Genomic DNA, 12,825 nt, shown 5'->3' on the forward strand with positions numbered 1-12,825 from the left:
GATGTGGTGTCGTGTTACGTACGCGTACCTCCGCCGGGAAACTCTCCCGGCTCATCGCTTCTCTCCTCGCCGCGGCCCTGCTCGCGGTCCTGTTCCCCCTCTTCACCGCAGGCACCGCCGCGGCAGCCTCCTGCGCTACCGCCTGGAGCTCCGGCGCGGTCTACACCCAGGGCATGACCGCCTCGCACGGCGGACGCAACTACCAGGCCAAGTGGTGGACCCAGAACGAGACCCCGGGCACCACCGGCCAGTGGGGTGTCTGGGCTGACCAGGGCACCTGCGGCGGAGGCGGCCAGGACCCGGATCCGTCGGGATTCGTCGTCTCCGAGAGTCAGTTCAACCAGATGTTCCCGAGCCGGAACAGCTTCTACACCTACGCCGGCCTGGTCGACGCCCTGAAGGCCTTCCCGGCCTTCGCCAAGACCGGCAGTGACACCGTCAAGCGCCAGGAGGCCGCGGCCTTCCTCGCCAACGTCAACCACGAGACCGGCGGACTGCGGTACGTCGTCGAACAGAACACCGCGAACTACCCGCACTACTGCGACGCCCAGCAGCCCTACGGCTGTCCGGCCGGACAGGCCGCCTACTACGGGCGCGGCCCGATCCAGCTGAGCTGGAACTTCAACTACAAGGCCGCCGGTGACGCCCTCGGGCTCGACCTGCTGCGCAACCCCTACCTGGTCGAGCAGAACCCGTCCGTCGCCTGGCGGACCGGCCTCTGGTACTGGAACACCCAGAACGGGCCCGGCACCATGACGCCGCACGACGCGATGGTCAACGAGCGCGGCTTCGGTGAGACCATCCGCTCCATCAACGGCTCCCTGGAGTGCGACGGGCGCAATCCGGCGCAGGTGCAGAGCCGTATCAACAGCTACCAGAACTTCACTCAGATCCTGGGCGTCGCCCCGGGCTCCCGCCTGAGCTGCTGAGCACGCTGAGCGTTCGGGGCTGTGGTCGGTGTGTGGTTCCGGGTCAGGTTCCGCGCCAGTCAGGGGTGAGTCATCAGCCCGCCCACCGACCCCTCTCGGCACAGCATTTCAGGGGTGCCCCACACAACCCATTGCCATGGAACAGCCCCCAACGCTCAGTCAGGAGCCGTCTTGCACATGATCAAATACGTCACCGCCGTCTGTGCCGCCGCAGCGACGGTCTTGGCCACCTCCACGTCCGCGGCAGCGGAGACCGGCCCCGAGCAGGACAACTTCCTTCCCGCCCTCGGCCATTCCATCCTCCACCTCGACATCGATCCGCTGGGCGCCAACGACTGGAACTGCCGCCCCAGCGCCGCCCACCCGCGTCCGGTCGTCCTGGTGCACGGGACCTACGAGAACCGCTACAACAACTGGGCCCGGATGGCCCCCGAGTTGAAGGCCCAGGGCCACTGCGTCTACGCCCTCGACTACGGCGACACCGACGACGCCGGAGTGAGTGTCGCTCCCACCGTCAAGGGTTACGGAGACATCAAGAAGTCCTCCAAGGAGCTGGCCGCCTTCGTGGACAAGGTGCTCGCAGCCAGCGGCGCCGGCCAGGTGGACCTGGTCGGCCACTCCCAGGGCGGGACCCTGTCCCGCTGGTATCTCAAGGCCGACGGCGGCGCGAACCCGGCCGACCCCTCGAAGAACAAGGTCAAGAAGGTCGTCCAGCTCGGCGCGACCAACCACGGCACCACCATGAGCGGCATCGAGACGCTCGCCGACCTGCTCGGCATGCTGGAATCCGGGGAGAAGCCCCTCGGGAAGGCGGGCATCCAGCAGTACGTGAAGTCCGACTTCATCAAGGAGCTCAACGCCGACGGCGACACCGTTCCCGGGGTCGATTACACGGTCATCGGCACGAAGTACGACGAGATCACCACCCCCTGGCAGAGCACGTTCATGACGGCGGGCCCCGGAGCAACGGTGCAGAACATCACCCTGCAGGAGGGCTGCTTCGTCGACTTCTCCGCCCATCTGAGCATGTCGTACAGCCCGCGTGCGATCGGACTGGTCAAACGGGCCCTGGACCCCTCGGCCCCGGCGGCTCCCTGTGTGCCGAGGGCACCCGCCTTCTGATGCCGGCCCGAAGGCCCGCCTTGGCCGATCTCGACCGTCAGCCGCTCCGCCGAGCACGCGTCCGCGAGTTCGATCAGTTGAAGGCAGATTCAGATGCGACGGAAGGCGGGCAGGACGTACCGGTTGTAGACGAGTTGCCGCAGGACGTCGTCGCCGCCGTCGAGGATCGACGCGTAACGGATGTCGCGCATCAGTTTCCCGAGGGGAAGCTCCTCGGTGTAGCCGAGGCCCCCGAACATCTCCGAGGCGGTCGAGGCGATGTCCCACCCGGTCTGCCCGCAGAACATCTTGGTCGCGACGGCCGAGCGCAGCGTGCCCTGGCGCAGGAGCTCCGCGGCGGCGTCGGGGCGGGCGAGAACGGTGTCCAGGGTGCGGGCAGCGCTCAGACACTGGTTGCGCATGACGTCGATCTGGATCTCCATCTGACCGAGCCGGGCCGCGAAGACCGCGTTGTCCAGAAGGGTGCCGTCGCCGAGTCGCTTGTCGGCCGCGTAGTCCATGCACAGGTCTCTGATGCGGCGGGCGACGCCGACGGTGGTGGCGCCGATCAGGATGCGCAGGGCGTTGATGCCGGACTCCAGGATGCGCAGACCGTTGCCGCGCAGCAGGTGGTCCGCCGGTACCCGGCATTCGGTGAGGGCGACCTCGTACGTCCAGGACGACCTGAGGCCGATCACCGGCCAGCGTTTGACGATGCGCACGCCCGGTGTGCGGCGTGGCAGCAGCACCGTGTGGAAGACACCGGGTTCGGTGGCGTCGCGGGCGAGGACGAGGAGGTAGTCGGCGAAGTCGGCGCAGGTGGAGAACGCCTTGACCCCGTTCAGGACGATGTGGTCGCCGTCGAGTGCGGCGGTGGTCGCGGTGCGGCCCAGTTCGCTGCCGGCCTCGTGTTCGCTCCCCGCCAGTGCGCAGAAGCCGCCGGACGCCGCCATCGGCAGCACGTACCGCCGGTGGAGCTCGTCGGTGCCGAAGAGCTGGACCATCAGCGAGCCGGTGTACGGGACGAGGAGGGTGAAGGCGGTGCCCGCGTCGCCGTAGGCGAGTTCGGAGACCACGTCCACGCTCTGTTCGAGACCGAGGCCGGGGCCGCCGTGGTGTTCGGGCAGCCACCAGTGCGCCAGCCCTGCCTGGTGGAAACGTCGGTAGAGGGCGAAGGGGGGCTCGTCGGCGAGGGTGTCGAACTCGTCAGTACGGGGGAGGAGTTCGTGTTCCGCGAACTTCCTCGCACCGGTGAGCACGCGGTGCGTCATGACGTTGCTCCCGGGCGCAGGCCGGGATCGGCGGCGCCGAGGCCGAGCGCCGCCGCCGTGTAGGGGCCGGCGGGATCGACGGGGGCCGGGAGGGTGATGCGGTCGGCGAGACCGCCGAAGCGGGCACGCAACTCCGCGCCGAGCAGCCCGGGGCGTTCGGCCCGCGTCGTGAACAGGTCGAGCACGTCGTCGTCGATGCGGTCGGCCATGCGCCGCCACGTGTCGGGGCCCTCGGCGAGGCTCAACTCGGCCAGTTCGTCGGCTAGGCCACCGAGGCCGTACCGCTCGAAGAGGAAGCGGTAGGCGCGGGTGCCGCACCACAGGGCGATCAACTGCCGTGCGTGGTCGGCGTCTTCGGGGGTCACGGTGAGCAGGGGGGTGAAGACGATCGGTACGTCGGCGCGAGAGCGCCCGGAGCGCTCCAGGCCGCGTTCGAGTCCGGGCAGCAGGATGTCCATGAGGTGGTCCCGGTTGGCGTACGGCGGGGCGATCAGGCCGTCGGCGATCTCACCGGCGAGTTCGGCGGCGCGCGCTCCCGTCGCGGCGAGCATGACCGGGGGCGGGCCGTAGGGGCTGGGGGGTGGCGAGAAGAACGGACTGGAGAGCGTGTGGGTGGTGAACTCGCCCCGGAAGTCGAGTGGTTGGCCCTCGTTCCAGTGTGCCCAGATGGCGCGCAGCGCGGCGACGTGCTCGCGGAGCCGGGCGAGCCGACGGTCGCCCGGCATCGAGAAGCGGTGGACGAGGTTGGCGCGGAACTGCGGGCCGAGTCCGAGGACGAACCGGCCGCGGGACATGAGGCGCAGGTCGTGCGCGGAGTGCGCCACCGTCATGGGGGAGCGGGCCAGCGCGACCAGTACGGCGGTGCCCAGGCCGATGGTGCGGGTGGCGGTGGAGGCGACGGCCAGCGCGGGAACCGGGTCGTGGCCCTGCTCCTGCGCCCAGAACGTTCCGTAGCCCGCCGCTTCGCAGGCCGCCGATGCCGCCGCCGCGTCCGGGAGCCCGGCACCCGCGTGGCCGAACCGGAGCGGGGCGAGGATACCGTCGATCCGAACCGGCGCCGGAGGCTTCGGCGCGGCCGGACGGCGCGGTGTGGGCAGGGGGCCCGGCGGGGCGAGGCGGGACACCAGCCGGTCCAGGAACGCGGCGTCCAGTGGTTCGGGCCGCACCCCGAGCCCGTCCAGCGCCCGCCAGGTCTCCTCGCTCCGGAAGCGGGGCGGGGTGTGGTCGGCGTCCACGGACAGGATGAACCGGCCGACCTCGCTCATCGACGCCATGGGGTGTACGGCGGGGTGGTCCGCGTGTCTCGTCACCCGCCGCCACCACTCGGCGGCCGGTACCGGCTCCAGGGCGTGCCCGGCCCGCCGGAGCGCGTCGAAGAGGGCGGAGAACCGCAGGGGTTGGGGGTGTACGAGGTGGTAGGCGGCCCCGGAGCTTCCGGAGCTTCCGGAGCTTCCGGAGCTTCCGGAGCTTCCGGGGCTTCCGGGGCTTCCGGGGCTTCCGGGGCTTCCGGAGCTTCCGGGGCTTCCGGTGCCCTTGGAGCCCCCGGTCAGCAGGGCGGTGACGGCGCGCGCCACCACGTCGACCCGCTCGGCGGGCACCTCAAGGTCCTCTTCGGGAGCGGCTCCCAGCGCGACGGCCGCCCAGAGCAGCGGGGTGAGCAGATCGGCTGTGGAGGTGCGGCCGGTGCGCGAGTGGCCGGTGACCACCGCCGGACGGTACACGCTCAACGGCAGGCCGTCCTCCTCGTGGGCCCGCCGCAGGAGCATTTCGGCAGCCGCCTTGGAACGCGGGTATCCGAGCGGACCCGAGGTCTCCTCGGACACCTCGGCACGTTCGTCGACGACCGTACGGCCGGTGCGGCGGGCGTCGAGGAAGACGCCGAGGGTCGAAACGTGGTGGAAGGCGGGTGGGCGTCCGGTGAGCCGGGCACGGCGGCGGGCGAAAGCGAGCAGGTGCTGGGTGGAGCCGAGGTTCGCCGGGGCGAGGGCGTCGTAACCGGCGGCCAGATCCACGCTTGCCGCGCAGTGCACGATGGTGGTGACGCTCTCGGCCAGCGCGTCGAACGCCCCGGTGCTCAGCCCGAACCGCGGGCGGGTGAGGTCGGCGGCGGCCGCGGTGAGCCGGTGTTCGGACGGGGGCGGCGGGTCCTCCAGCTCCTTGAGGCGAGCGGTGACGCGGTCGTGTGCCGGTCCGTTGCCGGACGCGCGGACCAGGCAGTGCACGGAGGCGGTGGCGGCGGTGAGGAGCTCGGCGGCCAGGTGACCGCCGAGACTGCCGGTCGCGCCGGTCAGCAGGACGGAGCAGGGGGCGGTACCGCTCATGACCGGTCCCCCTTCGCCGCCAACTCCGCTGCCAGGGCGTGCAGACTCGCGACCTTCAGGAGGGCGGGCACGGTCAGATCGTGACCCTGGTCGCGGCGCAGCAGGGTGCCGAGTTCGGCTGCCATGAGGGAGTCGACGCCGATCCGGTTGGGGGGCCGGTCCCTGTCGACCTGTCCCTCGGGCAGATCGAGCAGCCGCGCGACCTGCGCGACGAGCCAGTTCTCCAGGGCGGCAGCCGGGGCCGTTTCCGTCCTGGGGGCCGCGCCCCGAGTGCGGGTTCCGGCGGGCTGCGATGTCCAGTCGGGCTGTGACACCCCGTCCGGGTGCGACGCCCCGTCCGGGTGCGACGCCCCGTCCGGCTGCGACGCCCCGTCCGGATGCTGCTGCGGCCGCGGGGCGGGAACCTGGTGCGCAGGACTCGCCCCGCCCGGTCGCGGGACGGGCCGGTCCTCCCGGCCCAGGAGTTCCCTGAGCACCGGAGCGTCCGCGTCGGCCGGTGCCGCCGCCGCGTACTCCTGCCAGTCGGCGGGGATCGCCAGCATCCGCCCCTGAGTGCGCAGCATCCGCGCGAACAGGTCCGGAGCGTCCTCGGGCCGGATCGCCCGCATCCCCTCGGGCCGTACGTCGTGGTCGTCGCGGCCGCTCAGCCGGTGCGCGAGGCCGGTTCCCGTCCAGTAGCCCCAGTTGACGACGGTGGCGGGCAGTCCGGCGGCCCGCCGGTGGGCGGCGAGGGCGTCGAGGAAGGAGTTCCCTGCGGCGTACGCACCGAGCTGGCTGCCCAGGCGCAGACCACTGAGCAGGGACACCGCCGACGAGAACACGACGAAGAAGTCCAGTCCTGCATCGGCGCCGAAGAGCCGGTGCAACGCCCAGCCGCCCGCCACCTTGGGGCGCAGTGCGTCGTCGATCTCCTCCTCGGACAGCGCGGTGAGCGGTGCGGGTTCGAGGACCGCCGCGGAGTGCACGACCCCGGCGACGTGCGGCAGCCCGGAGGCGTCGCGGTCCGCCAGAAGCCGTGCCATGGCCTGCTCGTCGGCCGCGTCGACGGCGGCGTACGTCACGTGGGCGCCACCCGCGCGAAGCCGCTTCAGCAGCGCGGCACGCTCCGGGTCGGCGTCGGGTGCGCTGCGCCCGGTGAGCAGCAGATGGCGTGCGCCCTGTCCGGCCAGCCACTCGGCGACGAGCCCGCCGACACCGCTGAGTCCGGCGGTGACGAGGTACGTCGCGTCGGGCCGTATCCGTACGTCCGCGGGCTCCTGCGCCGTCGTTCCGGGGTGCGGCCGCACCCCGTCCGGCTCTGCCGCCGATTCCGCTTCGGTCGCCGGGCGGCGGAGCACGAGCTTGCCGAGGTGTCCTGCACGCGCCATGAGCCGGAACGCGTCGCCCGCCTCTTCCATCGGGAAGACCCGTACGCGGGGCGCGGCCGCCTCGCCCCGTTCGTACCGCGCGGCGACCTCCCGCAGCACCGTGCCGGTGAGCTCCGGGTCGTGCGTCATCCAGGACAGCCAGTCGAGGTGCGCGTAGGTGCGGCCCGGCGCGAAGTGCGACATGGGCAGGGAGCGGCCCTTGAGTACGTCGTTCTGCGCGACGTCGATGTAGCGCCCGTACGGGGCCAGGATGTCGAAGTTCGCCTCGACGCCGTCACCCGCCAGGGTGTTGAGGACGACGTGCATGTCGCCGTCGGCCCGCAGTTCGTCGGCGAACGCCGTGGTGCGGGAGTCGGCGACGGCCTTCGCGCCCAGTGCCAGGAGCAGTCGGCGCTTCTCGTCGGTGCTCGCGGTCGCGTACACCGTGGCACCCGTACGCAGGGCGATGTCGAGGGCGGCGAGGCCGAGGCCGCCGGTGCCGTTGTGGATGAGGACGCGTTCACCGCTGCGGAGCCGGGCGAGTTCGTGGAGCGCGTAGTACGCGGTGCTGTACGCGACCGGAACGGCGGCCGCCTCGGCCGGCGCGAGCGCGGCGGGCCGGGGCACCGCCCAGCGGGCGTCGGTCACCACGTGCGTACGCATCGTGCCCCGGCCGGTGGCCATGACGTCCTGGCCGACGGCGGGACGGACGACGCCCGGCCCAACCCTGGTGACGGTACCGGCGCATTCGAAACCGGGCGCCAGGGGATCCGCCATCTCGCCCAGGCCGCCGACCGCGTCGAGTACGTCGTGGAAGTTGATCCCGGTGTGCGAGACGGCGATCTCCACCTGACCCGGGCCGGGGGCCGGCCTGCCCGCCGGGGCGAGCCGCAGACCGTCGATACCGTTCCGGGACTCAAGGGCGAGCGCACGCTCCGCCGCCGTCTCGCGGGCGAGCCGGAGGGCCAGGGTCGCGGTGCCGCGCAGCGCGAGCCGGTCCTCGTCCTGCGGGGGAGCGGCGAGGAGTGCGGCCAGCGCTCCGGCGTCCGGCTCCGCGTCGACGTCGACGAGAACGGCAGGGAACGCGGGCACCTCGCGCCGCAGCGCCGGGGCGAATCCCCACAGAGCGGCCTGCCAGGGTGCCGTGCACGGATCGTCCGCCAGGGCGTCCTGTGCGCCCTGTGTGAGGGCGAACACCCTTGGCGGAACGTCGAGTTGGGTGTTGTGCAGAGCACGGGCCACGGCGAGCAGACCGCCGCACAGATCGGCGGCCGACCACTGGGTCTCGCGGACCGACGCGTGTCCGTCGGCTGCGCAGCCCGGTGCCGCCAGGCTCACCACCGCATACGGCGAACCTTCGCGCGCCACCTCCTTCAGCACGTGCGTCAGGTCGTCCTCGGACGCGGGATCCGCGCGGAAGCGGTCGCGGCCCTCGGCTGCGTACCGGCTGCCGGGCAGTACGGCGCACACCGTGTGCCCCGCGGCTTCCAGTGCCGTGGTGAGCGCGCGGTCCAGTGGGCCGCCGCCGTACAGGAGCAGCCACCGTGCGGGGGCGGCTCCGCCCGTGGGTGCGGGGAGCGGACGCCAGCGCAGCACGAGCGCGTCGTCGGTGCCCGGCCCCTCGCCGCTGCCCGCGCCGGTGCCGTACGCGCCGCCCCTCGGCCGGGTGTGGGCCGGTACCTCTTCCCGTGCTCCGGCGCCGCGTTCCTCGCTGCCCAGGCGCTGTGCCCGTACGCCGTCGATCTCCGCGACGACCGCGCCCGTCGTGTCCAGGACGGTGATGTCGGCGCTCAGCCCGGCACCGGCCCGTGCGTGCGCCCACAGTTCGCCCTCCGCGACGGGCCGGTGCATCCGCACGCGGTCCGCGCCGAGCAGGACGAATCCGCGTTCGCCGTCCAAGGGCTTTACGGCGGCGAGGAGTTGGAGGCAGCTGTCGAGGGTGGCGGGATGGAAGCGGAAGCCGTCGGACGCGGTCGTGCGGAGCCGGGCCAGGGCTTCGCCGTCCCCCGACCACAGTTCGGCGATGCCGCGGAAGGCGCCCTGCCAGGAGTTGCCGGTCTGATCGTGGGCGCGGTAGAAGCGGGCGCCGGGCTGCCAGCGGGGGCAGCGGTCCTGGATCTCACCGAGCGGCGCTGCGCCGCCCGCGTGCTCCGTCGCCTCCGCCAGGAGCATGTCGGCGTGCTCGCGCCACCCTTCCGTGCCGTGCTCGCGGCTCTCGACGGTGAGCCGCGAGCCGTGGACGGAAACCCTCAACTCCTGCTGATCCGCGAGCTGTTCGTCGAGGAGGAGCAGCTCGCGCAGGCGGACGTCGCGGAGCTCGCCGCCGGTGCGGGCCGCGACGGCGAGACCGAGTTCGAGGTAGGCGGCGCCGGGCAGCACGGGCCGCCCGGCCACCCGGTGGTCGAGCAGGAACGTGCAGGCGTCGCCGCGGATCGGACCTTGCCAGATTTCCCGCCCGTCCTCGCCCGCACGGCCTTCGAGCCGGTTGCCGAGCAGAGGATGGGGGAGGGGGAGGCGAGCGGATGCCGGGGCGATGCTCGTCGGGGCGGGAGCGGATGTGGGGGCGACGCTCATGGCGGGCTGTGCCTCCTGTACGGAAGTCGTGTGTACGGAAGTCGTGTCGCGCGGGGCGGGCCGGGCGGTGGGGGAGCGCCGGGTGTCCGGGTGTCCGGTGGTGGATTCGGCGGACAGGGGCGGCCACGGGAAGGAGTCCGCCTGCTGCCAGTGGTAGGAGCGCTGCCAGGGGTAGTGGGGCAGGGGGACGTGTCCCGCCGGGCGGCCGAGCACGGCTGCCCAGTCCGGGTCCGCCCCGGCCGCGTACAGGGCGGCCAACGACTCGTGGAGGATGCGCAGTTCGGGCCGGAAACGGCGCAGCGAAGCGAGAGCAGGTGCGCCGGTGGCCGCGAGCGGGCCGGTCAGGACCGGGTGCGGCGACATCTGGAGGAAGACGACGGGGCGGTCGTCTTCGGCGGACAGGGCGGCCAGTGCGGAGTCGAGGCGTACCGGCTCGCGCAGATTGCGCCACCAGTAGTCGGCGTCCAGCGCGGTTCCCGGGAGTGCGCAGGCGGTCACCGTCGAGACGAACGGCACCGTGCCGGCGCGCGGCACGAGGTCCGCGAGGCCGTCGAGCAGGGGGCGACGTACGGGATCGACACCGGGGCTGTGCGCCGCGTAGGTCGCCCGGACCACCATGCAGGAGATCCCGAGCTCGGCGCAGCCCTCGACGATCTTCTCGATCTGCTCGGCGCGACCGCCGAGCACGGTCGACGCCGGGCCCTCCTCGACGGCGACGGACGCCTCGGCCTCCAGCGCACCGAGCAGCCCGGGGATCTCGTCGCGGGGCAGCTCCACCCAGCACATGGCACCGGGCGCGGCACGGTCGGCGATGAGCCGGGCCCGCAGGCAGCTGATCCTGCCCGCATCCTCCAGGGAGAGCGCCCCGGCCTCGTGCGCGGCCGGGATCTCCCCCTGGCTGTGCCCGAGCACGGCGTCCGGCACCACGCCCCAGGCCCGCCACTGCGCGGCGAGCGCGGCACCCATCGCCCACAGCGCGGGCTGCACCTTCGCGGTGTCCTCCAGCCACCCCTCGTCGCCGTCCGCGAGGGCGTCCAGGAGCGAGAATCCGCCGTGCTCGCGGATCACGGCGTCGCAGCGTTCGAGGGTGTCCCTGAACGGGCCGCCCAGGGCGAGGAGTTCACGGCCCATGCCGGGCCACTGGGAGCCCTGCCCGGGGAAGACGAAGACGATACGGGGCCGGGGTCCGACCCCGCCCTGCGAGGCGGCCGTCCCCGGCCGCTCCCGCCCTTCGACGTGGTCGTCGAGCGCCTCTGCCATGGAGTCCGCCCCGCCCGCGGTGACGGCGAGCCGGTACTCGTAGTGCTCGCGGCGGGTCGCCGCGGCCGCGCACAGCTCCCGCAGGTTCGGTCCGCCCGGTGCCCGCAGCCGTCCGGCGTGGTCCGCGGCGAGCGCGCGCAGCGCCCCGGGGGAGCGGGCGGAGAGCAGGAGCAGCGAGGAGTCGCCGTCCGGTGCGCGCCCTGTGCTCTCCGGCAGCCGTGGAGCGTCGGCCAGGACGACCTGGGTGTTGGTGCCGGTCGCCCCGAAGCTGTTGACGGCGGCCAGCAGCCGCCCCGTGGGCGCGAGCCGGACGTCCTTGCGCGGCAGCAGCAGGGGCGCGCGCTCCCAGTCCACCCCGGAGGCGGGTTCCTTGAGGAACGGCAGCCGGGGTACGGTCCGCCGCTCCAGGCTCAGTACGGCCTTGATCAGGCCGACGATCCCGGCGGCGGACTCGCTGTGCCCCAGGCACACCTTCGCCGAGCCGACCACGCAGCGGCCCCCGTCGTCGCGCGCGCCGACGACTTCGGCCAGCGCCTGGAGTTCGGCGAGGTCACCGGCGGGTGTCCCGGTGCCGTGCGCCTCCACGAAGTCCAGCTTCCGGGGGTGGACGCCGGCCGCCGCGCAGGCCGCCCGCATCACCTCCACCTTGCCCTGGACAGTGGGGGCGGCCATCCCGGCCCCGGTGAAGCCGTCGTTGTTGACCGCGCTGCCCAGGATCACCGCCCGCACCCGGTCGCCGTCGGCGAGGGCACGCTCCAGCGGCTTCAGGAGTACGACACCGGCCGCCTCGCTGCGTACGTACCCGTCGGCCGCCGCGTCCGCGAACTTGCACCGCCCGTCGGGGCTGAGCACGCCGGACCCGGCGAAGGTGACGGTGTTGTAGGGGCCGAGCACGGCGTTGACGCCGCCCGCGAGAGCGACCTCGCACTCCCCGGCACGCAGCGCCGCACAGGCCAGGTGCACCGCGGTCAGCGAGGACGCGCACGCCGTGTCCACGGTCTGGGCGGGCCCGCGCAGACCGAACGCGTACGCCAGGCGCCCGGCGAGCGCGCTGCGCGTGCAGCCGATCTCGGCATACAGATCCAGGCCCGCGAGGTCCCCGACCTGCCGCAGCCAGTAGTCGGCGTTCAGCACCCCCATGAACACGCCCGTTCCCGGCCCGGCGAGCCCGCCCGTCGGCACCCCGGCGTCCTCGGCCGCTTCCTGGGCGCACTCCAGGAGCAGCCGCAGCTGAGGATCGGTGCGCCGGGCCTCGCGGGGCGACATTCCGAAGAACGCCGCGTCGAACATGGCGAGTCCGGGCAGGAACCCGCCCCGCGTGGTCGGCACCTTCCCCGCGCCGCGCGCACCGCCGTCGTACAGCTCCCGCATCCACGGCCGTTCGGCGGGCGCTTCGGCGACGCCGTCCCGGCCTTCGACCAGCAGGTCCCACAGGGCATCGGCGCCGGGGGCTCCCGGGAAACGCCCGCTGAGGCCCATCACGGCGATCGGCTGAACGGCGCGGGCTCCAGCGGGGGAGAGATGACCAGATATGTCCGTCTTCACTCGGTGGGTCAGTCCTTCCTGCGACGCTGTCCGGCGCGAACACGGCTGCTCTCCACGGCGGTTGCGAACCGGCCAGCCCTGTTCGTGCTCCGTGGAGCCGACGGGAGTACGGACTCTGGTCCCGGCCGGACCATCCATCTCGGCCACACGAATCGGCCGGGACCACCCGTGCACGCGTCGAGTGCCGCTTCAGCCAGGGACGGTCCACAGCGCGCTGTGAGGTACTGCTCGCTGAGCGGACCGCGCGACCTTTGCCCCGAGACGAACTCAGGCCGGGGAGATCCTGTCTGAGCCGCAGCAGTCGGTGACGGCGTCCTTGCCGCCGTCGTCCGGGCTGATGGAGCCGGACCCTCTGCTCGGGCTCAACTGCCTCACCTGGCCGGGTATCGCCATCGGTGCTCCTTCTCAGTGAGAATGCCGCTGTGCGGGCCCGGACTCGGGGCCGTGCCCATCGTGCGGCGGAGACGTACGGGCTTCC

The 12,825-nt window shown here is 72.9% G+C and carries 6 protein-coding genes; 2 read left to right on the forward strand and 4 right to left on the reverse strand.

The window, feature by feature from the left end:
- The first annotated feature begins 53 nt into the window (after positions 1-53).
- Positions 54-929 carry a glycoside hydrolase family 19 protein gene (locus tag ACH4SP_RS04600; RefSeq protein ID WP_398409537.1) on the forward strand — a complete coding sequence of 292 codons (876 nt, stop codon included), beginning with the start codon at positions 54-56 and terminating at the stop codon, positions 927-929.
- A gap of 177 nt (positions 930-1,106) precedes the next feature.
- Positions 1,107-2,051 (forward strand): esterase/lipase family protein, encoded by a 945-nt coding sequence (locus tag ACH4SP_RS04605; RefSeq protein ID WP_398409153.1) that lies wholly within the window; start codon positions 1,107-1,109, stop codon positions 2,049-2,051.
- A gap of 89 nt (positions 2,052-2,140) precedes the next feature.
- On the opposite strand, the gene ACH4SP_RS04610 is transcribed toward ACH4SP_RS04605, so the two are convergent.
- From ACH4SP_RS04610 to ACH4SP_RS04625, 4 genes are all read right to left on the reverse strand, one after another.
- Complete coding sequence (locus ACH4SP_RS04610) at positions 2,141-3,301, reverse strand: acyl-CoA dehydrogenase family protein (RefSeq protein WP_398409154.1); 1,161 nt, start codon at positions 3,299-3,301, stop codon at positions 2,141-2,143.
- Positions 3,298-5,622: a TIGR03617 family F420-dependent LLM class oxidoreductase gene (locus ACH4SP_RS04615; protein ID WP_398409155.1), complete on the reverse strand. Its 2,325-nt coding sequence runs from the start codon at positions 5,620-5,622 to the stop codon at positions 3,298-3,300. Before ACH4SP_RS04615 ends, ACH4SP_RS04610 begins: the two co-directional genes overlap by 4 nt.
- Positions 5,619-12,347, reverse strand: coding sequence for an SDR family NAD(P)-dependent oxidoreductase (locus ACH4SP_RS04620; protein WP_398409157.1), 6,729 nt, complete (start codon positions 12,345-12,347; stop codon positions 5,619-5,621). Before ACH4SP_RS04620 ends, ACH4SP_RS04615 begins: the two co-directional genes overlap by 4 nt.
- 267 nt (positions 12,348-12,614) lie before the next feature.
- Positions 12,615-12,740, reverse strand: coding sequence for a hypothetical protein (locus ACH4SP_RS04625; RefSeq protein ID WP_398409158.1), 126 nt, complete (start codon positions 12,738-12,740; stop codon positions 12,615-12,617).
- Positions 12,741-12,825: the final 85 nt, after the last annotated feature.

Source organism: Streptomyces sp. NPDC021093 (genome assembly GCF_044333135.1).
Lineage (GTDB): Bacteria > Actinomycetota > Actinomycetes > Streptomycetales > Streptomycetaceae > Streptomyces.